This window comes from Dryocola sp. LX212 (assembly GCA_041504365.1).
Classification (GTDB): domain Bacteria; phylum Pseudomonadota; class Gammaproteobacteria; order Enterobacterales; family Enterobacteriaceae; genus Dryocola.
The window spans coordinates 902,967-928,203 of sequence record CP167917.1 but is presented as its reverse complement, the minus strand read 5'-3'; the positions used below and the strand labels follow the sequence as shown (position 1 = coordinate 928,203).

The following is a 25,237-nucleotide window of genomic DNA, read 5'->3' as shown; positions in this document are numbered from 1 at the left end:
GCCAGCGCACTGCTGACTGCATTGAGATAGCCTTCCAGCGCGAACTGAACATTCTTCGCCGCTTTATCAGTTATCTTTAGATTGCAGGAGTTTTATATTTACACCCCATGGCGAGCATCAAGTTTGGCTTTGATCTTTTGATTTGCCGATGCCAGCCGCTGGTTTTTGGCCTCATACATTTCCCGCGATTCATTTGCCAGCACGGTGCGCCAGCGATGAGGGGGATTGTTTTCAGCGCCAACGTTAATCGGGTCATGTGGATCAACAGCGCATGCTTCAAGCACTTCCGGTGACCACTGGGGGATCTTGCTGGTTTGCATGGCAATATAGCGGGCAATGCTCTCTACCAATGAAAGCGGAAATAATAATAAACAGGGGATCCACTCCAGTCGTGAATCCATTTTTATCAAAGTTTGTAAGCCGGTGACATATCCCTCTCTGTGCTTTTCTACCGGTGGGCAATATAAAACGGTTTCAGCCAGATCTTCCAGGCAGTCTTCTTCCATGTAGCAGCGAATGAATTCCCAGTATAGCGATAATTCTGCCTTTTGGCCTACATGGCCAAAGCTGAACGTATTTATTACCGTTTCTTTATCATCAGCAAGGACATGACCTACGATGCAATAGCTTACTTTCTGTTTACTGGTGGTGTAAAAAATATCTTTCCACGGTAGCGTGATTATCTCGCCTTTCACCTGGTAAATATGTACCCGTTGTTTCTTTCGGTTAAAACGCACCGGGTAGTGTGTTTTTCGAAACCAATCTTTCAGAAGAAATCGCCCCAGCCAGAAAATGGCCGAACCAAACAATATTACAATGAAGAAAAACATAGGCACATTGCCATCATTAAAAATGGCAATTTTTGCAGTGACTATAATTGCGATAAGAAACAATATACAAAACGCCATCATAAATGATGCTACATACCCTTTTGTAGGATAGAATTTATCCACAACTTCCAGATAAGATGAATTGATCCGTATAACAGTATCCAGATCGAGTACAGTAGCCTCACCTGAAATCTTTCTTCTTTTACCCTGAACAAAGCGACTTTGCTTTTCTTCTTTTGTTAAAGGCCGGTTGACCTTAAAAGGAAAGAAAAGCCCGATATCGTGTGAAATTGCCATTTACTCTCCTCCTCCAACTAACTGCTGTAGCCGGGACATTTCCATCTGCAAGGTTGGCCAGACTGCTGGCACATCACTTTCACCATTTGGTATTTGACACCACCAGGTTGATCCCTTTCATTTTTATTATCCATAGCGAGCATCAAGTTTGGCTTTGATCTTTTGGTTTGCCGATGCCAGCCGCTGGTTTTTGGCGTCGTACACTTCCCGCGATTCATTTGCCAGCACGGTGCGCCAGCGATGAGGGGAGTTGTTTTCAGCGCCAACGTTGATCGGGTCATGCGGATCAACAGCGCATGCTTCAAGCACGTCGGGTGACCACTGAGGGATCTTGCTGGTTTGCATGGCAATATAGCGGGCAATACTTTCAACTAGCGCGAAAGGCAGATTCAGAACAAGCAGCAGCCAGTCTGCCCGTGAATCTATTTGCATCAGTCTCTGCAATCCTGCGATATAGCCTTCTTTTTGCTTCTCAACAGGAGGGCAAAATAAGACAGTCTCAGCCAGTTCTTCCAGACAGTCTTCTTCCATATAACACCGAATGAACTCCCAGTAGAGAGACAACTCTTCCCGTTGTCCGACATAACCAAAGCTGAACGTATTCAGCACGGTTTCTTTATCTTCTGAGAGAAGATGCCCAACAATACAGTAGCTAATTCGCTGTTTACTGGTTGTAAAGAAAATATCACTCCACGGAACCGTTATAACTTCACCACTAACCTGATAGACATGCACCTGCTGTTTCTTTCGGTTGAACCTTACGGGATAATGTGTTTTTCGAAATAAATCTTTCAGGAGAAATCGACCAAACCAGCAGATCCCCCCTCCCGAAACTAGTGCAGTAAAACAAAAAAATGAAATACCATCACCAGTAACAATAGTGATTTTTGCAGTAGCTACAATTGCGATAAGAAACAATATACAGAATGCCATCATAAATGATGCTACATATCCTTTTGTAGGATAAAATTTATCCACAATCTCCATGTAAGATGAATTCATCCGTATAACCGTATCCAGATCGAGCACAGCAGCCTCACCAGAAATTCTTCTTCTTTTACCCTGAACAAAGCGACTTTGCTTTTCTTCTTTTGTTAAAGGTCGGTTCACCTTAAAAGGAAAGAAAAGCCCGATATCGTGTGAAATTGCCATTTACTCCCCTCCTCCAACTAACTGCTGTAGCTGGGACATTTCCATCTGAACATTAGGCCAAATTGCAGGAATTTCAATTTCCTCAGCAGGAATTTGGCGCCATAAAGTTGCCGCCAACCACTTCTGTATATTGTCACGACTATGCATTGCAATATAAATAGCAGAACCCAATATAAAACCGATCGCTATCGCCAGGCCTACAGGGCCAAGGGCCAGTGAAGTAAATACTGCTGATGTTACCAATGCTGCACCAGCCACAGCAGAGATCAAGTATGCACTAGCTAACCCTATATTGCCTTTTTGCCTTTTTGCCTTTCATCAATAAAATGATAGATATCCCATGCAACTGCTACATAACCAAATGCGGCGCATACCTTTCCTGCGAGCTGAATTCTGTCAGCTAACTTTATCATTCCGACTTTGCCATAACGCAAACGTACCAATGGCATAAGTCGGAAACTCTTAAATTTAAAGATCACCCTTTCCACCGCATCCAGTAATGTTCCACCAGCTCCGATGGTATCAGCGATAAATTTAGATACCTTTTCTGCCCCCGTAAGCTGCCCCTGCATCAGGCTGGCTGCGGATTTGCTGACGGCCCCAACCTGCATGATCATTGCAAAAACGCATCCGGCAAAGGGCAGGCTCTGCGCACCATCATTTGCCAGATTGTTGACCGCGCTGCCCTTCGCCAGCGCCAGTTTTTCTCTCCACTGACGCGGGAATAACGTACTGCTGACCTCATCTGCTGAGCGCATCGTTTTTGCAGCTGCGGTGGCACGTTCCGCCTCTGGTAGTACCCGCGTCCGCGTTGCTTCTGCTACATCAATCAGAACCAGTGATTTCTGCTGGTGAATCCCCACCATCGATACGCCGGCAATTTCCATTCTGCGTACTTCGATATCAACATAGTGACGCAGGCGGGACGCTGAAATGCGGCCTTCAAGATCGGTCATTTCTCCCAGCTGCCTTACGATGGCACTGATGAAATATTTTCGCTCACCGGTGCTGCTTATCACCTTAAGTCCCATGCCATATGACGCGGCCAGTGCCACCAGAGAAGGCAGTAATCTGTCTGCAGCTTTGTCCAGCATCCCCGCCAGCGCACTGCTGACTGCATTGAGATAGCCTTCCAGCGCGAACTGAACATTCTTCGCCGCTTTATCAGTTATCTTTAGATTGCAGGAGTTTTATATTTACACCCCATGGCGAGCATCAAGTTTGGCTTTGATCTTTTGATTTGCCGATGCCAGCCGCTGGTTTTTGGCCTCATACATTTCCCGCGATTCATTTGCCAGCACGGTGCGCCAGCGATGAGGGGGATTGTTTTCAGCGCCAACGTTAATCGGGTCATGTGGATCAACAGCGCATGCTTCAAGCACTTCCGGTGACCACTGGGGGATCTTGCTGGTTTGCATGGCAATATAGCGGGCAATGCTCTCTACCAATGAAAGCGGAAATAATAATAAACAGGGGATCCACTCCAGTCGTGAATCCATTTTTATCAAAGTTTGTAAGCCGGTGACATATCCCTCTCTGTGCTTTTCTACCGGTGGGCAATATAAAACGGTTTCAGCCAGATCTTCCAGGCAGTCTTCTTCCATGTAGCAGCGAATGAATTCCCAGTATAGCGATAATTCTGCCTTTTGGCCTACATGGCCAAAGCTGAACGTATTTATTACCGTTTCTTTATCATCAGCAAGGACATGACCTACGATGCAATAGCTTACTTTCTGTTTACTGGTGGTGTAAAAAATATCTTTCCACGGTAGCGTGATTATCTCGCCTTTCACCTGGTAAATATGTACCCGTTGTTTCTTTCGGTTAAAACGCACCGGGTAGTGTGTTTTTCGAAACCAATCTTTCAGAAGAAATCGCCCCAGCCAGAAAATGGCCGAACCAAACAATATTACAATGAAGAAAAACATAGGCACATTGCCATCATTAAAAATGGCAATTTTTGCAGTGACTATAATTGCGATAAGAAACAATATACAAAACGCCATCATAAATGATGCTACATACCCTTTTGTAGGATAGAATTTATCCACAACTTCCAGATAAGATGAATTGATCCGTATAACAGTATCCAGATCGAGTACAGTAGCCTCACCTGAAATCTTTCTTCTTTTACCCTGAACAAAGCGACTTTGCTTTTCTTCTTTTGTTAAAGGCCGGTTGACCTTAAAAGGAAAGAAAAGCCCGATATCGTGTGAAATTGCCATTTACTCTCCTCCTCCAACTAACTGCTGTAGCCGGGACATTTCCATCTGCAAGGTTGGCCAGACTGCTGGCACATCACTTTCACCATCGGGTATTTGACGCCACCAGGTTGCCGCCAGCCATTTCTGAATTTCATCACGACTTTGCATCGCAATATAAATCGCAGAGCCAAGAACAAAAGCAATCGCTATCGCCAGGCCAACAGGGCCAAGGGCCAATGAAGTAAATACTGCTGATGTTACTAATGCCGCACCTGCTATTGATGAAATAGCGTATGCTGCAGATAGTCCCATATTACCTTTCTGATATTCATCAATAAAATGATAGATATCCCATGCAACTGCTACATAACCAAATGCAGCACATGCTCTGCCTGCATATTTCAGCCCCTTTTCAAGGCCAACTGCCCCTGCACGTCCAAAACTCAAGCGAACCAATGATTTCAGGCGCAGACTCTTAAATTTAAAGATCACCCTTTCCACCGCATCCAGTAATGTTCCACCAGCTCCGATGGTATCAGCGATAAATTTAGACATCTTTTCTGCCCCCGTAAGCTGCCCGTGCATCAGGCTGGCTGCGGATTTGCTGACGGCCCCAACCTGCATGATCATTGCAAAAACGCATCCGGCAAAAGGCAGGCTCTGCGCACCATCATTTGCCAGATTGTTGACCGCGCTGCCCTTCGCCAGCGCCAGTTTTTCTCTCCACTGACGCGGGAATAACGTACTGCTGACCTCATCTGCTGAGCGCATCGTTTTTGCAGCTGCGGTGGCACGTTCCGCCTCTGGTAGTACCCGCGTCCGCGTTGCTTCTGCTACATCAATCAGAACCAGTGATTTCTGCTGGTGAATCCCCACCATCGATACGCCGGCAATTTCCATTCTGCGTACTTCGATATCAACATAGTGACGCAGGCGGGACGCTGAAATGCGGCCTTCAAGATCGGTCATTTCTCCCAGCTGCCTTACGATGGCACTGATGAAATATTTTCGCTCACCGGTGCTGCTTATCACCTTAAGTCCCATGCCATATGACGCGGCCAGTGCCACCAGAGAAGGCAGTAATCTGTCTGCAGCTTTGTCCAGCATCCCCGCCAGCGCACTGCTGACTGCATTGAGATAGCCTTCCAGCGCGAACTGAACATTCTTCGCCGCTTTATCAGTTATCTTTAGATTGCAGGAGTTTTATATTTACACCCCATAGCGAGCATCAAGTTTGGCTTTGATCTTTTGATTTGCCGATGCCAGCCGCTGGTATTTGGCGTCATATACTTCCCGCGATTCATTTGCCAGCACGGTGCGCCAGCGATGAGGGGAATTGTTTTCAGCGCCAACGTTGATCGGGTCATGCAGATCAACAGCGCATGCTTCAAGCACGTCCGGTGACCACTGAGGGATCTTGCTGGTCTGCATTCCGATATAGCGGGCAATGCTCTCTACCAAGGAAAGCGGAAGTAATAATAAATTGGGGATCCACTCCAGTCGGGAATCCATTTTTATCAACGTTTGTAACCCGGTGATATATCCCTCTCTGCGCTTTTCTACCGGTGGGCAATATAAAACGGTTTCAGCCAGCTCTTCCAGGCAGTCTTCTTCCATATAACCGCGAATAAATTCCCAGTATAGCGATAATTCTACCTTTTGGCCTACATGGCCAAAGCTGAACGTATTTATTACCGTTTCGTTATCATCAGCAAGGATATGCCCCACGATACAATAGCTCACTTTCTGTTTACTGGTGGTGAAGTAAATATCTTTCCACGGTAGCGTGATTATCTCGCCTTTCACCTGATAAATATGTACCAGCTGTTTCTTTCGGTTAAAACGCACCGGGTAGTGTGTCTTGCTAAACCAGTCTTTTAAAAGTGGCCTTCCGCATAAAAAACAAAAAAAGCACACTACTGAAAAAGGTAATAAAAAAGCCAACCCTCCCCCTTTAAAATCTTCTGAAATCAGTGCCCCATAGGAAAACCAGACCATGGTACCAATAACAAAAGCAATCATGCACATCATTGGGCCAGCAATAACCCCTTTGACTAGATAGAATTTATCCACAACCTCCATGTAAGATGAGTTCATTCGGATGACAGTATCAAGATCAAGTACTGCAGCCTCGCCTGAGCCTTTTCTGCGTTTCCCCTGAACAAAACAACTTTGTTTTTCCTCTTTGGTCAGATGCCTGTTTAATTTAAATGGAATATATAATCCAAGTGTATGTGAAATCGCCATTTATAAGTTATCTCCGAATAATGTCTGCAACTGAGATATTTCCATCTGCATGGTTGACCAGATTGCAGGCGCATCACTTTAACCATCGGTATTTGACGCCACCAGGTTGATCCCTTTCATTTTTATCCTCCATAGCGCGCATCAAGTTTGGCTTTGATCTTTTGATTTGCCGATGCCAGCCGCTGGTATTTGGCGTCATACACTTCCCGCGTTTCATTTGCCAGCACCGTGCGCCAGCGATGAGGGGAGTTGTTTTCAGCGCCAACGTTGATCGGATCATGCGGATCAACAGCGCATGCTTCAAGCACGTCGGGTGACCACTGAGGGATCTTGCTGGTCTGCATGGCAATATAGCGGGCAATGCTTTCAATCAGCGCGAAAGGCAGATTCAGAACAAGCAGCAGCCAGTCTGCCCGTGAATCTATTTGCATCAGTCTCTGCAATCCTGCGATATAGCCTTCTTTTTGCTTCTCAACAGGCGGGCAAAATAAGACAGTCTCAGCCAGTTCTTCCAGACAGTCCTCTTCCATATAACACCGAATAAACTCCCAGTAGAGAGACAACTCTTCCCGTTGCCCGACATAACCAAAGCTGAACGTATTCAGCACGGTTTCTTTATCTTCGGAGAGAAGGTGCCCAACAATGCAGTAACTGATTTTCTGCTTGCTGGTTGTGAAAAATATGTCTTTCCAGGGCACAGTAATGATCTCACCGCTGACCTGATAAATATGCACCAGCTGTTTTTTCCGGTTAAAACGCATAGGGTAGTGCGTTTTTCTAAACCAGTCTTTCAATAGAAATCGTCCAAAAAAACAAATACTGCCACCCGAAAGTAGTGCGGCAAAACAAAAAAATGGAACACTACCATTTTCAAAAATAGCGATTTTTGCAAAAGCGACAATTGTGATAATAAACAATATACAAAACGCCATCATAAAAGACGCTACATACCCTTTTGTAGGATAGAATTTATCCACAACTTCCAGATAAGATGAATTGATCCGTATAACAGTATCCAAGTCGAGTACAGTAGCCTCACCTGAAATCTTTCTTCTTTTACCCTGAACAAAGCGACTCTGCTTTTCTTCTTTGGTCAGTGGTCGATTAACCTTAAATGGAAAGAAAAGCCCGATATCGTGTGAAATTGCCATTTACTCTCATCCTCCAACTAACTGCTGTAGCCGGGACATTTCCATCTGCATGGTTGGCCAGACTGCAGGAACATCACTTTCACCAACAGGTATTTGACGCCACCAGGTTGCTGCCAGCCATTTCTGAATTTCATCACGACTTTGCATCGCAATATAAATCGCAGAGCCAAGAACAAAAGCAATCGCTATCGCCAGGCCTACAGGGCCAAAGGCCAGTGAAGTAAATACTGCTGATGTTACCAATGCTGCACCAGCCACAGCAGAGATCAAGTATGCACCAGCTAGCCCTATATTGCCCTTATGATATTCTTCATAACTATGATAAATATCCCAAATCACAGCTACATAACCAAATGCAGCGCATACCTTTCCTGCAAGCTGAATTCTGTCAGCTAACTTCATCATCCCGACTTTGCCATAACGCAAACGTACCAATGGCTTGAGCCGGAAACTCTTAAATTTAAAGATCACCCTCTCCACCGCATCCAGTAATGTTCCACCAGCTCCGATGGTATCAGCGAATAATTTAGATATCTTTTCTGCCCCCGTAAGCTGCCCGTGCATCAGGCTGGCTGCGGATTTGCTGACGGCCCCAACCTGCATGATTATTGCAAAAACGCATCCGGCAAAAGGCAGGCTCTGCGCACCATCATTTGCCAGATTGTTGACCGCGCTGCCCTTCGCCAGCGCCAGTTTTGCTCTCCACTGGCGCGGGAATAACGTACTGCTGACCTCATCTGCTGAGCGCATCGTTTTTACAGCTGCGGTGGCACGCTCAGCCTCCGGCAGTACCCGCGTCCGCGTTGCTTCTGCTACATCAATCAGAACCAGTGATTTCTGCTGGTGAATCCCCACCATCGATACGCCGGCAATTTCCATTCTGCGTACTTCGATATCAACATAGTGACGCAGGCGGGACGCTGAAATGCGGCCTTCAAGATCGGTCATTTCTCCCAGCTGCCTTACGATGGCACTGATGAAATATTTTCGCTCACCGGTGCTGCTTATCACCTTAAGTCCCATGCCATATGACGCGGCCAGTGCCACCAGAGAAGGCAGTAATCTGTCTGCAGCTTTGTCCAGCATCCCCGCCAGCGCACTGCTGACTGCATTGAGATAGCCTTCCAGCGCGAACTGAACATTCTTCGCCGCTTTATCAGTTATCTTTGTATAGACGTCGATTAGCTTATCCTTCCAGGGAACATCGCTGTAATCCTTGTACGCACTCACTGAGTCGCTGACCCTGAGGGTCCATTGCCTGTTATTCATCACCGCGGCACGAAGAAGAATATTGCTGCGACCTATTGATGGCTGGGACAGTTGGTCCAGGAACCAGGCCGTAACATCTGATTTATCCTGCATATGCTGTACGCAATGCATCACCGTCTGGGTAAATAATGCGCCGCTGCTGATATCTTCAGGGTCAAAATTGCCGTCAAGATAGTCCAGCAACGTCTGACCTTTCAGCCAGGCCAGATACATACCCACCATCGGTGAAATGACCTGCTGGTCAAAGGCTGAGAGTGCAGCATCGTATTCCTTCAGAAATGCCTGCTCTTTTGAGCGGTCAATATATTTTTCATACTGTGCCCAGTACATATTAACCTGTTGCTGAAGTGACTGATTATTATGGCTGTAAAGCGCATTTTGCTGCGCGCTGGCCATGGTGGGCAACATGACTCCTGCTTTAATGGCAATACCACTTCGGGCCTGCTGCTCCACCCCCCTGTCAAGGGTGAGCTGATCACGTTCGAATTGGGTGCAAAGCACCTCTTTCAGCGAACTTAGCGCTGATGACAGAGCCAGTCCCCGTGAGTATTTCGGATTCTGTGAAAATTGTTTTTCTATTCGATGATTGGACAGGGCTGCAATATCCTGAATAACGGCAACGGGATCTTGCAACAGAAGGATCGCCCCCTTTCCGGCATACAGTGCATCAGCCGCCTGAATCAGATGTTGTCCTTCCTGAGGTTTGACCGTCCTGAAGGGGGCTGGAGACCACGTTTTATGAGAGCAGGAAGCTGCCTTAGGGCTGTATTCAGCAACCGTTCCTGCTAAGCCGGATATGGGCAATGTCTGCCTGCCACTTCCACCATTTACCCAGGCATCCATATCAAAACGCTGCATGTACTGACTGCGGTAGGCAGAATCCTCATGCTTCTTACGCGTCGCATCCGTCCACTCCACCTCCGACCAGGCAAACCAGAACATGCCATTTTTCATTCCTGCCGGCTTCACGGGTAAAGTAATTAATGAGGCCGTTGCCAGCTCTTCAGGCTTGTTGACGCAGGGTTTTCGTGTTCCCGCCACGATATCAGCAGGCACATCACCAGTCTCAGGCAACGGATAGTAATAACCGTCATCGGTGACATAGTAATTAATCCAGCGGGCTCCGGATTCAGACCAGATATTCAAAAAACCGGCCCGCAGCAATCTGGCGGTATAGGTGGTCTGTCCCTGAGCAGGGACAGGAACAGTAATATCCGCAGGCGATTGCGGCAAACAATCGTCATTAGTCATCACAGCGGGACGGACGGGAAGCACCGGCAACCCGTAACGGCGGCAAAATTTACAACCTTGTTCTGTAGTCATTTTTCATTCCATTCACTGATACGGATTAGCGCTGCGTCAGCGTGTTCCAGCGCTCTTCATCCCAGAAGCGGGTTTCATCATGGAAAAAATCAGGCGTTTTCCTGGCCTGTTGCAGCAGAGGTAAAAGTTTGGGAGATGTCCAGAATGCGTCCCGAAGACTGAGGCCATAAAAAGCAAACGCAACCTGGTCCTCTGCTGTAGGCAATCCTAACTCTGTTGCCTTCGACAAAAGCGCATCAATTTTCTGACTTATCTGCTCCCGCTGAACGACATCCTCATAAGGTGGGCATCTGTCAAGGACCTGATTTATCTGCCCACAACGCTGTAGTTGCTGAAGTGGAAAAGCTCGAACTTCGCCTGACTGTACAGTATTCGCAGAAGGGAAACTCACCGTATGCCAGTGCCCCTCAAGCCAGAAAGTCCAGTGACTGACCAGATGCGAAGGAAACGTTTGAGCAAGCTGTACGGGAGAGAGCATCCAGCACAGGTGAAAGAAAACACGCGGATCGTAATAGCGAAGAATATGTCCCTGGTACTGTTCATCGGTAAAATAAAGCGACCTGATAAGCTGATCCCGGATTTCCGACGATGATTGCCCACTGCGTAACAGCAGACAGGACACAGGTGCTCCCCGGGAAGAATCAGCCAGCCTCAACGCTTCCATTAACGCTTCCCAGTCTTCGCCTCTCATCTCTTTTAATGGTAAAAGCCAGGGATAAAGATGGGCCTGTGGTTTAAACACAGGTGAAACAAGTTCAATTACAGGCCATGCTTCACTGATGTCTGGGTGTTGCATTCGGTCGATAATGGCAAAATCATGCTCACCGGGTGCCACCGGCTGCTCCTGGTAATAGTTACCCATTATCTTTCCTCAACTGAGTGGCAATGTAGCATCGCCCTTAACCAGGGCTTCGGATGCAGCATTTTCGCAGGCGGTAAATTTAGGGACAGAGGAATTCAGTGTCGCCGGTCCGTCATAATCAAAATCGGCGCTCTTAATGTAAAAATTGCCACCCGTACCATTCTCGATTTTTGTCGGGTCAATCGTGATGTACGAACCGCCGCACTTAAGCGTTATTTTTTTCTTCGCGCTGATAATGATTTCGTCATCGGTACTTGTCACCGTCAGGGCTTTGCTGGCCAGAATATCCATTCCATCACTTTGCGCCTGAATTTCCACCTTCCCTTTGGCAGCGACCAGTTTCATTCCAAGCTCCTGAACAAAAGCAACAAATCCTGTTTTGGCCGCAAGTACCATGCGTTTAAACGCACTTATTTCTGTGCTGCCACCAGAAGTCAGCATCTGGTTGTGATTTGCACTGAGCTGAATATGCTGCGGCGTGGACAAGGCAATACCACCAGGAGCGCCAGCCACAATGGCAGGCTGCTGAAGTTTATCCACATTCTGATGGAGGAACTGTTGCTGTATGTTGTTATCCAGTCCTTTAATCTGTGCTGTCTGCAACAGTTCAGACAGAGAATTCGCCATCGACAGTGCGTCAGACAACTGCTGTTTGATTTCATCCATGCTCAGTTGCTGATCAATCGCCTTAGGCTGAGCTTGCGTCGTCAACAACAATCCTTTTCCACCACGAACAGCCACCCAGTCATCAGTCCGTAACTCAGCACCCTCACCGCGCTTCTGCTTCTCCGCATCCACTAAATGTCCGAGATTCAGCTGGCTCTTGCCGCCGTACTCGGTGGAGACCTTGATATGCTCCTGGCCACGGCTGTCATCGAGGCGGATTTTGTTGTTCGCAGGCGTCCGCAGGACGTTACGCTTGTAGTTGCGGATGGTGACGTGGTCGCCGTGCGCCGAGTCGTGCAGCACGCCTGCGATGTACGGCCTGTCCGGGTTACCGTCCTCAAAGCCAATCGCCACTTCGGTGCCTGCCAGCAGCGGCAGGTGCAGGCCGTAAGTGTCCCCGGCGTACGGGCGGGACTGGCGCACCCACAGGCTTTCAAAGCCGTTTTCCCAGCTGTCGCGGTCGAACAGCATGTTGACGCGGTAGCGGCCGTCTTTATCGATGTGGCCGTAGGTGTCGTTCTCGGTGGTACTGGTGACGCGGGCCGGTAAGGTGCCGGCCATCACCGGACGGGTGCCGGGATCAGGACGGAAACTAAAATCAGGGCTGTCCGGGATACCGTCAAACCTGACGCCAAAATCTTCATCCCGCCGCGCATGGCTGTGCATCGCCGTGATGACCACACCACGGGCAAATACGTCGGCCACTTCGTACCCGCCGGTGACTTTCAGCACCTGCCCCGGAAAGAGCGTCGGGCAGCTGGTGATGGCACGGGTCTGCGTCTGGCCGTTCAGGTAGCGCTCATGGCGAATGCGGGCGTAAAACGCCCCGGACTCCGGGGCCGGATGGCGGTCATACGCACTTCCCGGTGTCAGATAATTATCGCCGTAGTGATAGGCCTCCCCACAGGTGGTGGCGTCTCCGCGCGTCACATCCACCTGCGTATTCATATCTTCGGTGGCCTGCCGGTAGTTGTAATCCCGGGTGCTGACCTGCTTCTGCACCACGTTATGATGGCTCTCCATCCCCCACACCGAGTCCACACCGTCCGAATGCTGGCCCGACGGCGGCACCGATGGCAGCGTCAGGCCTTTTTCATACCCCTGCTGACCGTCGTAAAACTCCACCACGTCGATGTTCAGGCGCGTGTCGGTGGTAAAGCGGAACCAGATGCCGACCTCACCCAGCAGGCGGGTAATAAAGTGCAGGTCATCCTCGCCGTACTGCATCACCTGCTCACGGCGCGGGTACTCTTTTGTAAGCGAGAACAGAAAATCCTGACCGCGCATGTTGTGACGCTCGCGCAGGATTTTTTCCACGATTTGTGGAACCGACATATCCTGATAAATGGCGTTCTGATGCGAGCGGTCAAGCAGCGCCAGGCGCGGCTGCAGCGTCAGGGCATAGTGGGTTTCATCTTTTGAGGTGTTGAGCCGTTCAAAGCCACTCACCACTCCCTGAAGGGTTCGCACGGCCTGCTGCATTTTGATGCCGTAACCTTGGTCAACCGGGGCCTGCAGCGTCAGGGAGGCCGCTTTCATCAGCATCATTTCTTTGCTGATGGCATGGTCAGAACTTGTGAATTCAATACGGTAGCTGAACGGCGCGCTGAGGGCCTCATCGCCTTCAAACGCCAGCACGTCCAGATCCGAGCCGCACCCTTTTACCGCCAGCAGGTGGTGGCTGTGGCTGAATCTTATCGTCATGCGATCGCTCCTTGTATCCGGTCAAACTCCAGCACAATGCCGTCTTCCTCATCCCAGCCCAGCGTCAGCGACTGGGGTTTCTGTTTCGCGGCCATGTGGGTCAGCAGCTGCTGGCTCAGCACCGGCAGAATTTGCTGGTTGAGCAGGCTGTCGACGTTGCGGGCCCCGGTATCCGGCAGCAGGCAGGCAGAAGTGAGCGCGTCATACAGGCTCTCGCCGATGTTTGTTGCCAGGCCGTAGTGGCGATGCAGACGCTTACTCACCTGGGCGAGCTTCATTTCCACGATGGTGCGCATGGCAGGCTCACTCAGCGGACGGTAAATCACGGTCTGGAAGCGGGCCAGCAGCGCCGGTTGGAAGTGGTCACGCAGAATGGGCCGCAGCAGTTCGTGCAGGTCGCCTTCGCTGGCGTCCGGCTGTTCATCCAGCAGCTGCATGATGTGGTCGCTACCGAGATTGGAGGTCATCAGGATGACTGTGTTGCGGAAGTCGATTTCGCGCCCTTCGCCGTCCCGCATGAAACCGCGGTCGAACACCTGGTAGAACAGGTTCATCACGTCCCGGTGCGCCTTTTCGACTTCATCGAGCAGCACCACGCTGTACGGACGCTTACGCACCGCCTCGGTGAGAATGCCGCCCTGGCCGTAGCCGACGTAGCCCGGCGGCGAGCCTTTCAGCTGGGAGACGGTATGCGGCTCCTGGTACTCCGACAGGTTAATGGTGATGAGCGACTTTTCGCCGCCGTACAGCACGTCCGCCAGAGTCAGCGCGGTTTCAGTTTTCCCGGTGCCGCTAGGGCCGACCAGCAGGAACACGCCCTGTGGGCCGTTCTCGGAGGTAAGGCCAGTTTTGGCCGCGCGAAGGCGCCGGGCGATAGCGTTGAGGGCCACATCCTGACCGACCACGCGCCTGCCGATTTCCCCTTCCAGGTTCAGCAGTTCGGTCTGTTCGTCTTTCATCAGCGAGGAGAGCGGCACCCCGGTCCAGTCGGCAATCACGTTGGCGACGGTGCGGGTGTCCACATCCACCTGAATCAGAGCATCGCCCTGCTGCGCCTGCTCCAGTTGCTGTTGCAGGTCGGAAATTTCAGCCTGCTGACTGATATCCCGGCGGCTGGCCATCAGCTGCTGTGCCAGCGCCTTTTCATTACTGAAACGCGCTTCCTGCTCCTGAATACGCGCATCCAGTTCAGCCCGCTGCTGTTCAATGATGCTCAGGCGGTCACCATGACGGTTACTGCCGGCGGCGATATCCTCCAGCAGGGCCTGCTCTTCCAGTGCCAGTGCGGTCAGCTGCGCTTTCAGGCGCACTATCGCTTCCGGCACGGTGTCGAGACTCATGCGGACGCGTGCGGCGGCGGTGTCCAGCAGGTCAACGGCTTTATCGGGCAGCTGACGCCCGGTCAGGTAACGACGCGACAGGGTGACCGCGGCACGTACCGCATCATCAGTGATGTGCACGCTGTGGTGTTCGGCGTAGCGCGATTTCAGTCCTCTGAGCATCAGGCAGGCCGTGTCGTCGTCCGGCTCGTCAACTTTCACCATCTGGAAGCGACGTTCCAGCGCGGCATCACGTTCAAAATACTGCTTGTACTCGCTCCAGGTGGTGGCGGCGATGGTCCGCAGCTCGCCGCGTGCCAGCGCCGGTTTTAACAGGTTGGCCGCATCCGCGCCGCCCGCCTGGTTGCCCGCGCCGATAATGGTGTGCGCTTCGTCGATAAACAGCAGCACCGGGTTCGGCGACTGCTGTACCGCGTCGATAACGTTTTTCAGGCGCTGTTCGAATTCACCTTTCACGCCCGCCCCCGCCTGCAACAGGCCGAGGTCGAGGGTCCGCAGGCTGACGGCTTTCAGCGATTCAGGCACGTTGCCCTCGGCGATACGCAGCGCCAGCCCTTCCACCAGCGCGGTTTTCCCCACGCCCGGCTCCCCGACCAGAATGGGGTTGTTCTTGCGACGACGGGACAAAATATCCACCATCTGACGGATTTCGGTATCACGGCCAAACACCGGATCGATGTTGCCCTCTTTCGCTTTGGCAGTGACGTCAAGGGTGAATTTATCCAGCGCGTTCTGCAGCGCCGGGCTGAGTTCACCGTCTTTTACTTCGGCTCCCACCGAACGACCCACCATTTCAACATCGCCGCCCTGCCGGGCGAGTTCCGCTTCCTGCTGCAGCTCCGGACGCTCGTCGGACTGCGCATCAATCAGCGGACGCAGGCGCTCCAGCTGACTCTGGCCCAGCGTCAGCAGAGGCCACAGGCCGTCACAGCGTGCCAGTTTCGGTTTATCGACCAGCGCCATCAGCAGATGGATGCTGCGGATTTGCTCCTCGCCGTTCAGTGAAGCAAGCAGCCAGGCCTCCTGCATCAGTGTCTGAATACTGTCAGATAACTGAGGGCGACCGCGCACCGAGCGCGGCAGGTTATCCAGCCAGCCGAGCAAATCCTGCCACAGGGCGTCCATGTCCCATTCGTAGCGACGCGCCAGCACCGTCAGGTCACCTTCGCCCTGCTCCAGCAGTTTCAGCAGCCAGTGCTCTGGCAAAATTTCCGCATGCGCGCGGGTCTGGCAGAGCGAAGCCGCCCCTTCCATCGCTCGGGCACAGTAAGGGTTCAGACGTCGCAACAGGATGGCTGGATTTTCCATGAGTTTCTCTCTTTGTGTATTCCGGACACGCTACCGCCCTTCGCTGTTTCCTGTGGTTCAGGAGACCAAAGCGCATAAGGTCGGGCAGGCAGATTGTGGGTTTCTTTGCTGAAAGCCCGTTTCAGACAGGCACTCAGCAAAAAAACTGCGGACAGGAAACCCTGTCCGCATCGGGCTTACGCGGTGGCGCGTTCGTTCCAGGAGTCGGAATGAATGATGTTGCCGTCTTTGTAGGTCCAGGTGATTTTTTCGTAGCGCAGTTCAATTTCTTCCAGGTGGTTATGCTTCTCTTTGGAAGGATCTTTGATGTCGTGCATTTTCGGCGCGACTTTCACCAGCTTGACGTTTTCCAGCTTGGTGTTGAAATACTCCACTTCCTGACCGGCATCGTTGATTTTGTACCATTTGAATTCGGCAGATTTCAGGGTCTGACCGGTAGTCACCGCCTTGTAGAGGTACGGGCTGGACGAGTCGATTTCCTTGGTGAATTTGAACGGCGTGTGGATACGGGTACCGGTCAGCTTGCCGGTGTTATTATCGGTAGGGATGTACAGGGTGTGATCCTGTGCAACCACTTCGATGCTGCCTTCACGATCCTGAACGTCCACAGAACCTTTAATGTCCGCGCCGCCGTCGTCCTTCAGCCACAGATAAACAGGAATTGCCATGGTTACTTCTCCATTTCTTGAGTTGAAGCGTCGCCATCATCCGTTGAATCCGGTGACGCTTTTGATGAGTCCGGCACCTGACAGGCATCGGCCTGCGGTACCAGACTGATTTCGACCCGGCGGTTGAGCGCGCGTCCTTCCGGGGTGTCGTTGGTTGCGATCGGGCGGCTCTCGCCATAGCCCTGCACCGCAAAACAGCTTTCCGGCACATCACCGGTATCACGCATCCAGTCACGTACCGCTTCGGCACGCCTCAGGGACAGCGTCTGATTGAGTTGCGGGTTACCGGTGTTATCGGTATGACCGGCCACGACAATCAGCCAGCCTGGCTTTGCCTTGATGCCCACCAGCGAGTTCACCAGCATTTTGGTCGACCCCACTTTCAGCACGGACTTCCCGGAATCGAACAGCGAAATGCTGTCGAGGCGGACAATTTTCGGTACCGGTTTGGGTTTCGGCTGCGGTTTAGGCGGCGGTGGCCGAGGCACCCAGGAACGGATCGCATCCAGCACCGGCATTCGCAAACGCTCACCCTGATACAGACCCAGGCCCATCCGCGCTGGTACGCCATTGCGCGCCTGGTCATCCAGCTCTGCCGCATCGTCACGCAGGACGGCAACGGCGTCGGCTTTTGGTCCGAAATCATGCATCGGGATACGGTCATAGCGGGCAATATCGAAGCTCACACGCTGCAGCTGCTGGCGGTTGTTCCAGCCACTACTGAGCAGCGCAGCAATGGCCGCCAGCGTGAAAATCCCGAGCGCACAACGGAAGGCTCGCCCACGCGGCGTCAGGCCTCGCCCTTCCGGCAGCAGCGGCAGGATAAAATCCGGGAGTGGAGAAATAACCGTACTGTCCGTTCCCACCGGCTGCCAGCCCGCCACCTGCTGCATCGCAGTGTGACGAGAAAGCCACGCCGTCCAGACCGATGTGGCCAGGCTTCCTGCAAGGACCGGTCCCATTCCCCACAGCACCGCAGCAGGTGCAATGACAGGAACATCGGGGTTCTCACCCATAAAGATGGCTTTTACGTGCTGATGGAACCAGCTCATCAGGCTGTTCATCAGCACCTGTTGCTGCATCGCAGGTGACCCGCCGGTGGTGACCCATGCAGCAATTGAGCTCGGTGCTGAAGACTCACGCCAGACCCTCACTCCTTCCCCCGGGATAGCGGCCTGCCAGAGCATGTCATTCGTCATCGCGCTGCCGACCTGACCATTCAGAACCAGCGGCACAGAATGACCGGTTTCTTTACGCAGCTGGCTGATTTGCCAGCGCAATGCCAGCAGACGACTGGTAAGGCGCTCGCTGTCGGCGTGTTTCTGCGGACAGACGCTGACCATCACCGACAGCTGACGACCCCAGTCGGGGCGCAGACACAGTACCTGACGGGCTGCCTGCTCAAGATCCTGATGATCCTCTACGCGGATCCAACATCCCTGTGTAACCGTAAGCACCGGTGACTGTTGCATACATGCCAGCGGCAGATCGCCACAGACCAGCACCACGGGTTGACGGTAAGTGGCTTCCGGGAGGTCATCCAGACGCAGGGTGACGTCATGCTCCGCACGACGACTGGCGATATACCAGAACGCCAGGATAAGCCCCAGCATCGCCAACAGAACAAGCACAGAAACCAGGCGAGTGACCGGCAGGAAACCCAGGCAGACCACTGCACTCAGCAGGGCGGCCCACAGCGCAAGCCCGCGCTGTTGTGCAGGACTCATTTCACAGCTCCCGGCAGCAGGGTCAGCAGCGTCTGATCCAGCCAGAGGTTCAGTCCCCACCACAGCGCGGCAACCACTACCACGCTCAGGCCAATACGCACGGGCCATGACGCCAGCCAGCCGCCCATTCCTCGTCCGCTACGGCTTTCCGCCAGGACCGGATGGGTTTGTGGATAGCTGAACGGCGGGACATGCTCACTGAGTGCGTTGACGAGTTTCTGGCGTTCCGGGTCGTTCAAAGAACGGAAACTGCCGAGGAAACCCAGCATCATGACCCGCTGGAAGCAGGTCAAGACAGCGTGGTCAGGCGCCGGTTCACGCAGCACATCACGCATCCGATCGCACAACGTATCACCGGCATTCATGGTGCCGAGGAAGTGCCCCTCCAGGGGAATGTCATACCACTGCACACAGGCATCGTCCTCCACGCCGCGACCTTTGACCGCCTCATCAAGTAGCGCACACTGTGCAGTGAGAATATGCTGACAGCTGGCTTCATCGAGTTCACTCGCTTTCAGCTCACGCTGTACACGTTCGACATCAGCAATGCAGCGCTCCCACAACGTGCGCCCTTCTCCATCCTGAAACTTCGGACCGTGACGGAGGCTTATCACCTGCAGCCAGGTGTCCTGCAGCAGGGCATCAATATCAATGGACGCGGCGGTGCCGCGTTTACGCTCACTCATGTTCTCAGTACCGCAAAGAGTTCAAGTTCAGGCTCGCCGAGCATCCCGGGGACGTAAAACATACAGCTGCCGTTCTGCAGCATATCGGTGGCCAGGGGATGAGAGACATCAAGGCTGAAATACTGGTTTTCAAGACGCAGTGGAATAGCCGCCGGCACATGGCGCAGCGGCGTCAGAGGGACGCCGACCCGCGATGAATTAACGATACTTCTGACGTGATCGGGACTGCCAACCTTGCACTGGCGCGGGAACTGTTCCTGCAGCTGTGCCACCGGCATCGGTGAACGCACTGAGAGATAGTAATCGGCCCCTTCACGCAGACGCGGGTCATGCAGACGAGCCTGCCAGAAGTGAAGCCGGGCATCATGCTCAAGCTCAATCGCCACCACCCGCGACGGCAGGCTGGCTTCCAGCAGGTCGCCGAGCAAATCGAACAGAGGCGGGAAGACACTATTCAGCTGCTCATGCTGCCATGCCGGGATCGCACTGACCTGATGTTCCAGCGAGAAGGTCAGCAGGCTGCCAGCCAGGCGTGCCAGCTCCGGATACAGACGCTCAGGCGGGCTTTGCGGGTGACGCAGAAACTGTCCTAGCACGGGCTCTGCACTGTTCAGCGCATTGAGCAGCCAGAACAGGGATACGTCGGCCACGGCAAAATCTGCCATCCGCTCATTACTTTCACGTCGCATTGCCATCAGGCGACTCAGACGGGCGCGCAGCTGCGTCATCAGCTGTTCCAGCTGAGTCACCAGCCAGCGGCTGCCCTGCAGAGCCAGCAGTGGCGGAAGAAAGGTTTCATCGAGTACCCAGCTCCCCTGCGAATCCTGCTGCACGCGAGCGACCGGACAGGTCAGGTAATCGCTGTTGTTTTGATGGGCGAAACGCAGCGTCAGCTCTGGCTGCATCACCGCAATCTGTCGTGTATCTTCCCCAAAGGTGTTGCGGACATCCCGCCAGCGCTGGCGATAGCGCACAGGGCGCTCGGCCACCTCATCGGGTTTAAGGCAGTTGCCACCATTCGCCCGCAGCAGCGGAAGCGCCAGAACCACCACTACTTCCTGTGATTCCCTCTCAAGCGCCAGCACCGGCGGCAGGTCGTCGGCATTATCCGTGTCAATTAGCGTGCCGTCGGGGAAACGGATGTGCAGATGACGGGCCTGCAGGCGGCCCAGCTTCAGTGCATCCGGTTCGAAAGTGGCATTAATCATCCCCCAGGGATGGGAGAGACCCAGTCGGGCGATGCATTCCGCAGACCAGGCCGCATACGCGGCCTGTTGCTGGAAGTGCTGGGGAGAGACCATCTGGCCCCTGCCCCATAACGGTTGTTCCGTTTTCATTGGCTTCCTGCCTTAGCTTATGATTTCGCCTTCGGCATCTGGGAAACCAGTGACAGGTTGACGTCCATGCCTTCCACCTGGAAATGCGGGATAGCGAACAGGCGGACGCGGAAGAAGCCCGGGTTGTCTTCGATGTCTTCGACAATCACTTTGGCGTCACGCAGCGGGTGAGACGCCTGCAGTTCGTCGCCCGGATCGGTCATTTCGGTCACCAGTCCACGGACCCAGGTGTTCAGCTCAAGTTCCAGCAAACGACGGTCTTTAGTGGTGCCGATGTTTTCACGCTGAATGAGCTTCAGGTAATGCGCGATGCGCGACAGCAGGAAGATATACGGCAGACGTGAGTTAATACGGCTGTTAGCGGTCGCATCGGCCGTGTCATACAGTGCCGGTTTCTGGGTAGAGTTCGCCGAGAAGAAGCAGGAATAGTCGCGGTTTTTGTAGTAGGACAGCGGAATGAAGCCCAGATTGGCAAATTCAAATTCGCGGGTTTCCGGGATCATCACTTCACTCGGAATTTTCACCTGATTACCGGTACCGAGGTCATACAGATGAATAGGCAAATCCTGCACTGCGCCACCTGCCTGCGGGCCACGGATCTGGACACACCAGCCGTTGTTGATAAAGCTCTTCACCATGTTGGCGGCAAATGCAAAGGAGGCGTTAGTCCACAGATATTTATCGTGGTCAGGGCCTTTGACTTCTTCAACGTAGTTGAAGCTGCGCACCGGCACGGTATCCGGGCCATACGGCAGGCGACCCAGCACACGCGGCATCACCAGTCCCAGATAACGGGAATCGTCGGTCTCGCGGAACGATTTCCATTTGATATATTCAGCACGGTCGAAATAGTTGCCGATGTCCTTGATGGCGGCGACCTGCTCCATATCGTCTTTTAAAAAGAAGGCCGGTCCCGCGGAGCCAATAAATGGCATATGAGCAGCAGCGGAAACTTTTGATATATTCCGCATCAGCGCCACATCCTGGGCTGAGGCATCAAACTCATACGCTGAAATGACGGCAGCGACAGGCTCGCCACCCGGTGTGTCGTATTCCGCAATATAGGTCTGCTTGTACAATCCGCTCTGAATAATCTCCGGGCAGTCTTCGAAATCCTGCCGCAGTTCTTCCTTAGATAAATCAAGCACTTCCAGCTTAATATTCTGCCTGAAATCTGTTTTGTCAACGAGGGATTTAAGTCCCCGCCAGACGGACTCCACTTTCTGGAACTCATCGCTATGCATGATCTCATCAAGCTGGCGGCTGATCTGAAAGTCAAGCTCCGCGATATGATGGTCCAGCAGGGTCTTATCTAATTTTTCGACTTTCTGTCCGGATTTCTGCAGGCACTGCATAAAGACCTGAACTGCGGCGGTCACACGGGCATTCGCAGACGTTTCCGCCATCACGGTATTATCATCAAAGCCATTCAGATTGCCCATTTCGGCAACCGGCTGCAGATTTATTTTTTCGAACAGTGAGGCATATACACCGCCGTCCGGCAGTGTTTTTTCAATTGTTGCACCCGCCGCCGGGCTCTTGGCTTCGTTATTGACTGACATAAGCATTCTTTCCAGTTATTCCGTTAATATTTCCGGTACCTGACAATTAATTTCGGGACGGGGCCAGCGCGTTCAGTTCGTTACGCAGCTCATCGCTCAGCGCAGGATCTTTCAGAATTTTTTCGAATTCTTTCTTAAAGGTTGTGTTGTCAAGGAGATTCGATTTCAGGTCGCGCAGTAAATTACGCATGGCGAGCATGGCTTTAAGCTGGGGAATTTGACGGGCAACGGCTTCAGGTTCGAAGTCTTTCATCTTGCTGAAGCTCAGATGGACATTTTCTTCCGAGCCATCGTCTGCAAGCGTGTTTTTTACGGTGAGACTGACTTCAGGGTTCAGCTCTTCGAGGACTGAGTCGAAGTTGTTTTTATTAACATTTAATTTACTTCTTTCCGACAGGGTGCCGGTGGCTTTGCCATTGCTGAAGTCACCTACACTCAGTAATTTAAGGGGAAGCTCAACTTTCTTTTGCGCACCTCCCGTGTGTAAATCTAACGAAATGTTAACGCGCGCCTTCGGGATTTCGTTCTGAAAGCTTTGGCTCATCTGCTCATTCTCCATGTAATGTGTAATTGGCCTTCCTGCCAGATAAAAGAGCATGCAAATATATAACGGCAGGCCGTTAATTATTACGCCAGAAAATTTATATGTAAACAGGACAAAGCCGATTGCTTAATTTGAAGGTAGAGCAGAAGCAGTTCATTATACTCACCAAGCCGCTCCCGGCCTGGATTCACCTGTGTTTACCGCTCAATTAACAAATATAATTTAAATTTATACTATGATGCATTCAATGCAAAACAAGCGTCAGATATGTAAAGCCATCTTAGAAAAGTCCGAAAAAGGACTTATCATCCCCCCATTAAATATGGCTCAGTTATATATGCCAGATCAATCCAATTAAGCGCCGCTAAATAATAATTCATGAATACTTAATTCATCTGCGTGGTGATTAATTAATTATTTTTTATTCATCGGAGTGATAAAATGAGTGCATCCAGACCTAGCCAGCAGAATTATTGCCGTCAGGTCGATTTAGAAAAGCTTGTTACAGAGCAAGAGACTGATGGATTTAGACAGAACAAAAAAATGAAAAGGGACAAGCATGCTTCAAGGTAGATGATTTAGATATTGCATCGCCCGGACACCTGCACGCGCACCAGAGGGAGGATGACCAACGCTCTTCAGTAGTATTTGAAGATGACAACTTTTCGATACGTTACTCGTAGAAGCGATCAGGGCATATCACCTTTAAACGCAGGGATCTGACTGACTGGATGAAGGAAATCGTGGCGAAACACTTTCCGGGGACGCTGGATGCGTCGTTATGCTGAAAATTGAAAAATTTGCAGCAGTGCGATTAACATCAATCTGTACCGATACAAGCCAAGGGGCAATGACATACCAAAAATTACAGACATGAAAAAGGGCCATGTTAATTAATAACATGGCCCTGAATAGTGGCGGAACGGACGTCCGCTTGATATAAATCCGATTTGGTACGACAACGTCAACTAAACCCGCACAAATACAGTAAATCACACTATTACCCGTCCGATGTATGTTAGCCCAATCCAAAGAAAGCTTCAATTAATGGCATACCAGATGGCATACTGAAGACATACTCAGATTTAAAGGAAGCCACCACTTATGGCCTTACTCACGGATACCAAAGCCCGTCATATCAAACCCAATGACAAACCGATTTCGCATGGTGGTGTCACTGGCCTTACACTACATCCCTCTTCCACTAAAGGACGCGGAAAGTGGGTGCTACGCTACGTCAGCCCTGTCACTCAGAAACGACGTAATGCCGGTCTTGGCTCTTACCCTGAAATCGGTATTGCCGAAGCGGCTAAACTCGCGCAAACCATGCGAGAACAATTATCGGCTGGAGATGACCCTCTTGAACTCAAAAAAGCGGAGACGACCAAAATCGTAATTCCGACTTTTGAAGAGGCTGCACGAAAAGTTCATACTGAGTTGCTGCCAGGATGGCGTAACAAAAAGCATGCCCGGCAGTGGATATCTACACTCGAACAGCATGTGTTTCCTGCTATGGGGACCGTTCCTCTTGATGCGATTACGCCAGCCAATGTTGCGGATGTTTTGCGTCCTTCGTGGATGACTATCCCCGAAACCTCCGGACGGGTAAAACAGCGTATTCATAAAGTAATGCAGTGGGCCTGGGCTCATGGGTTCTGCTCAGCCAATCCTGTTGATGTTGTAGACCACCTCCTTCCCCAGCAGGTCAGCGCCAGTATACGTACTGAACATCAGCCTGCCATGCCATGGAAAGTCATACCGTTATACATCGCCAGCCGCGTTTATACTGAAGATCGTTACAACGTTACCCGAGGATTACTATTGTTTGTCATACTGACAGCATGTCGTTCGGGCGAAGCTCGTGCGATGGAATGGTGCGAAATTGATTTTAAACGCAAGATCTGGACCATCCCACCAAGTCGAATGAAAGGCGGTGTCCGGCACAGGGTACCTCTGTCTCAGCAGGCAATTGGGCTACTTGAACAAATGAGAGGATTACATGAGATGCTGGTATTCCCTTCCCCCAGAAAACAAACTGTTCTCTCCGATATGGTTTTGACATCATTTTTGCGTAAAACCAAAGCTATCAGCGATACCCAGGGACGATTTGCTGTCGCGCATGGATTTCGTTCCAGCTTCCGTGACTGGTGCAGTGAACAACGCTATCCGCATGATTTAGCTGAACGAGCACTGGCTCATACTATCAGGAACAAATCTGAAGCAGCCTACCATCGTACCGACCTGTTGAATGAACGACGGCCGATGATGCAGGCATGGGCAGATTACGTTATGTCTGCGGTCTCGACGACCTGAGAAAGCCGTTTTCGCATCTGCAGAGACTTTCAACCCCACTCATATAA

Annotated in this window: 19 protein-coding genes and 1 pseudogene; 2 read left to right on the top strand and 18 right to left on the bottom strand. The window is 51.6% G+C overall.

Translation table 11 applies throughout. The features are described 5' to 3' along the window. Positions 1 to 98 precede the first annotated feature (98 nt). The 18 genes from ACA108_04425 to tssB form a co-directional block, all read right to left on the bottom strand. Positions 99 to 1,127 (bottom strand): DUF6708 domain-containing protein, encoded by a 1,029-nt coding sequence (locus ACA108_04425; GenBank protein ID XEX96788.1) that lies wholly within the window; start codon positions 1,125 to 1,127, stop codon positions 99 to 101. Positions 1,128 to 1,253: 126 nt separating this feature from the next. Further along, complete coding sequence (locus ACA108_04420) at positions 1,254 to 2,279, bottom strand: DUF6708 domain-containing protein (GenBank protein ID XEX96787.1); 1,026 nt, start codon at positions 2,277 to 2,279, stop codon at positions 1,254 to 1,256. Continuing rightward, positions 2,280 to 2,537: a hypothetical protein gene (locus ACA108_04415; GenBank protein XEX96786.1), complete on the bottom strand. Its 258-nt coding sequence runs from the start codon at positions 2,535 to 2,537 to the stop codon at positions 2,280 to 2,282. 29 nt (positions 2,538 to 2,566) lie between these two features. Beyond that, positions 2,567 to 3,373 (bottom strand): hypothetical protein, encoded by an 807-nt coding sequence (locus tag ACA108_04410; protein ID XEX96785.1) that lies wholly within the window; start codon positions 3,371 to 3,373, stop codon positions 2,567 to 2,569. A 102-nt stretch (positions 3,374 to 3,475) separates the two neighbouring features. Next, positions 3,476 to 4,504 carry a DUF6708 domain-containing protein gene (locus ACA108_04405; protein XEX96784.1) on the bottom strand — a complete coding sequence of 343 codons (1,029 nt, stop codon included), beginning with the start codon at positions 4,502 to 4,504 and terminating at the stop codon, positions 3,476 to 3,478. Beyond that, a complete protein-coding gene (locus ACA108_04400; protein ID XEX96783.1) occupies positions 4,505 to 5,590 on the bottom strand; it encodes a hypothetical protein in 1,086 nt (361 codons plus the stop codon). Between the two features lie 102 nt (positions 5,591 to 5,692). Next, on the bottom strand, positions 5,693 to 6,730 hold the full coding sequence (locus ACA108_04395; GenBank protein ID XEX96782.1) for a DUF6708 domain-containing protein: 1,038 nt from the start codon (positions 6,728 to 6,730) through the stop codon (positions 5,693 to 5,695). Positions 6,731 to 6,852: 122 nt separating this feature from the next. Further along, positions 6,853 to 7,881: a DUF6708 domain-containing protein gene (locus ACA108_04390; protein ID XEX96781.1), complete on the bottom strand. Its 1,029-nt coding sequence runs from the start codon at positions 7,879 to 7,881 to the stop codon at positions 6,853 to 6,855. A gap of 6 nt (positions 7,882 to 7,887) precedes the next feature. Continuing rightward, the gene (locus ACA108_04385; GenBank protein XEX96780.1) at positions 7,888 to 10,473 is read right to left on the bottom strand and encodes a T6SS effector BTH_I2691 family protein; all 2,586 of its coding nucleotides are present in this window, start codon (positions 10,471 to 10,473) and stop codon (positions 7,888 to 7,890) included. Positions 10,474 to 10,498: 25 nt separating this feature from the next. After that, entirely contained in the window at positions 10,499 to 11,335 is an 837-nt protein-coding gene (locus tag ACA108_04380; GenBank protein XEX96779.1) for a DUF4123 domain-containing protein, read from the bottom strand. A gap of 9 nt (positions 11,336 to 11,344) precedes the next feature. Further along, complete coding sequence (locus tag ACA108_04375; GenBank protein ID XEX96778.1) at positions 11,345 to 13,705, bottom strand: type VI secretion system Vgr family protein; 2,361 nt, start codon at positions 13,703 to 13,705, stop codon at positions 11,345 to 11,347. After that, a complete protein-coding gene (gene tssH, locus ACA108_04370) occupies positions 13,702 to 16,353 on the bottom strand; it encodes a type VI secretion system ATPase TssH (GenBank protein ID XEX96777.1) in 2,652 nt (883 codons plus the stop codon). Before tssH ends, ACA108_04375 begins: the two co-directional genes overlap by 4 nt. A gap of 176 nt (positions 16,354 to 16,529) precedes the next feature. Then, entirely contained in the window at positions 16,530 to 17,021 is a 492-nt protein-coding gene (locus tag ACA108_04365) for an Hcp family type VI secretion system effector (GenBank protein ID XEX96776.1), read from the bottom strand. A 2-nt stretch (positions 17,022 to 17,023) separates the two neighbouring features. After that, positions 17,024 to 18,748: an OmpA family protein gene (locus ACA108_04360; GenBank protein XEX96775.1), complete on the bottom strand. Its 1,725-nt coding sequence runs from the start codon at positions 18,746 to 18,748 to the stop codon at positions 17,024 to 17,026. Beyond that, on the bottom strand, positions 18,745 to 19,434 hold the full coding sequence (gene tssL, locus ACA108_04355; protein XEX96774.1) for a type VI secretion system protein TssL, short form: 690 nt from the start codon (positions 19,432 to 19,434) through the stop codon (positions 18,745 to 18,747). The genes ACA108_04360 and tssL overlap by 4 nt, the downstream gene beginning before the upstream one ends. After that, positions 19,431 to 20,771: a type VI secretion system baseplate subunit TssK gene (tssK, locus tag ACA108_04350; protein XEX96773.1), complete on the bottom strand. Its 1,341-nt coding sequence runs from the start codon at positions 20,769 to 20,771 to the stop codon at positions 19,431 to 19,433. Before tssK ends, tssL begins: the two co-directional genes overlap by 4 nt. 17 nt (positions 20,772 to 20,788) lie before the next feature. Beyond that, entirely contained in the window at positions 20,789 to 22,339 is a 1,551-nt protein-coding gene (gene tssC, locus ACA108_04345; protein XEX96772.1) for a type VI secretion system contractile sheath large subunit, read from the bottom strand. Positions 22,340 to 22,379: 40 nt separating this feature from the next. Beyond that, entirely contained in the window at positions 22,380 to 22,877 is a 498-nt protein-coding gene (tssB, locus tag ACA108_04340) for a type VI secretion system contractile sheath small subunit (protein ID XEX96771.1), read from the bottom strand. Between the two features lie 641 nt (positions 22,878 to 23,518). Here tssB and ACA108_04335 point away from each other — a divergent pair. Then, positions 23,519 to 23,665, top strand: a pseudogene (locus ACA108_04335) (DUF4942 domain-containing protein). Positions 23,666 to 23,981: 316 nt separating this feature from the next. Further along, positions 23,982 to 25,190, top strand: coding sequence for a tyrosine-type recombinase/integrase (locus ACA108_04330; GenBank protein XEX96770.1), 1,209 nt, complete (start codon positions 23,982 to 23,984; stop codon positions 25,188 to 25,190). Positions 25,191 to 25,237: the final 47 nt, after the last annotated feature.

Coding starts and splice junctions, on each gene's coding strand:
- ACA108_04380 (XEX96779.1), bottom strand. CDS start 11,335: ATGGGTAACTATTACCAGGAGCAGCCGGTGGCACCCGGTGAGCATGAT.
- ACA108_04385 (XEX96780.1), bottom strand. CDS start 10,473: ATGACTACAGAACAAGGTTGTAAATTTTGCCGCCGTTACGGGTTGCCG.
- ACA108_04395 (XEX96782.1), bottom strand. CDS start 6,730: ATGGCGATTTCACATACACTTGGATTATATATTCCATTTAAATTAAAC.
- ACA108_04360 (XEX96775.1), bottom strand. CDS start 18,748: ATGAGTCCTGCACAACAGCGCGGGCTTGCGCTGTGGGCCGCCCTGCTG.
- ACA108_04425 (XEX96788.1), bottom strand. CDS start 1,127: ATGGCAATTTCACACGATATCGGGCTTTTCTTTCCTTTTAAGGTCAAC.
- tssK (XEX96773.1), bottom strand. CDS start 20,771: ATGAAAACGGAACAACCGTTATGGGGCAGGGGCCAGATGGTCTCTCCC.
- tssB (XEX96771.1), bottom strand. CDS start 22,877: ATGAGCCAAAGCTTTCAGAACGAAATCCCGAAGGCGCGCGTTAACATT.
- ACA108_04390 (XEX96781.1), bottom strand. CDS start 7,881: ATGGCAATTTCACACGATATCGGGCTTTTCTTTCCATTTAAGGTTAAT.
- ACA108_04400 (XEX96783.1), bottom strand. CDS start 5,590: ATGCTGGACAAAGCTGCAGACAGATTACTGCCTTCTCTGGTGGCACTG.
- ACA108_04365 (XEX96776.1), bottom strand. CDS start 17,021: ATGGCAATTCCTGTTTATCTGTGGCTGAAGGACGACGGCGGCGCGGAC.
- tssH (XEX96777.1), bottom strand. CDS start 16,353: ATGGAAAATCCAGCCATCCTGTTGCGACGTCTGAACCCTTACTGTGCC.
- ACA108_04420 (XEX96787.1), bottom strand. CDS start 2,279: ATGGCAATTTCACACGATATCGGGCTTTTCTTTCCTTTTAAGGTGAAC.
- ACA108_04410 (XEX96785.1), bottom strand. CDS start 3,373: ATGCTGGACAAAGCTGCAGACAGATTACTGCCTTCTCTGGTGGCACTG.
- ACA108_04405 (XEX96784.1), bottom strand. CDS start 4,504: ATGGCAATTTCACACGATATCGGGCTTTTCTTTCCTTTTAAGGTCAAC.
- ACA108_04330 (XEX96770.1), top strand. CDS start 23,982: ATGGCCTTACTCACGGATACCAAAGCCCGTCATATCAAACCCAATGAC.
- ACA108_04375 (XEX96778.1), bottom strand. CDS start 13,705: ATGACGATAAGATTCAGCCACAGCCACCACCTGCTGGCGGTAAAAGGG.
- tssC (XEX96772.1), bottom strand. CDS start 22,339: ATGCTTATGTCAGTCAATAACGAAGCCAAGAGCCCGGCGGCGGGTGCA.
- tssL (XEX96774.1), bottom strand. CDS start 19,434: ATGAGTGAGCGTAAACGCGGCACCGCCGCGTCCATTGATATTGATGCC.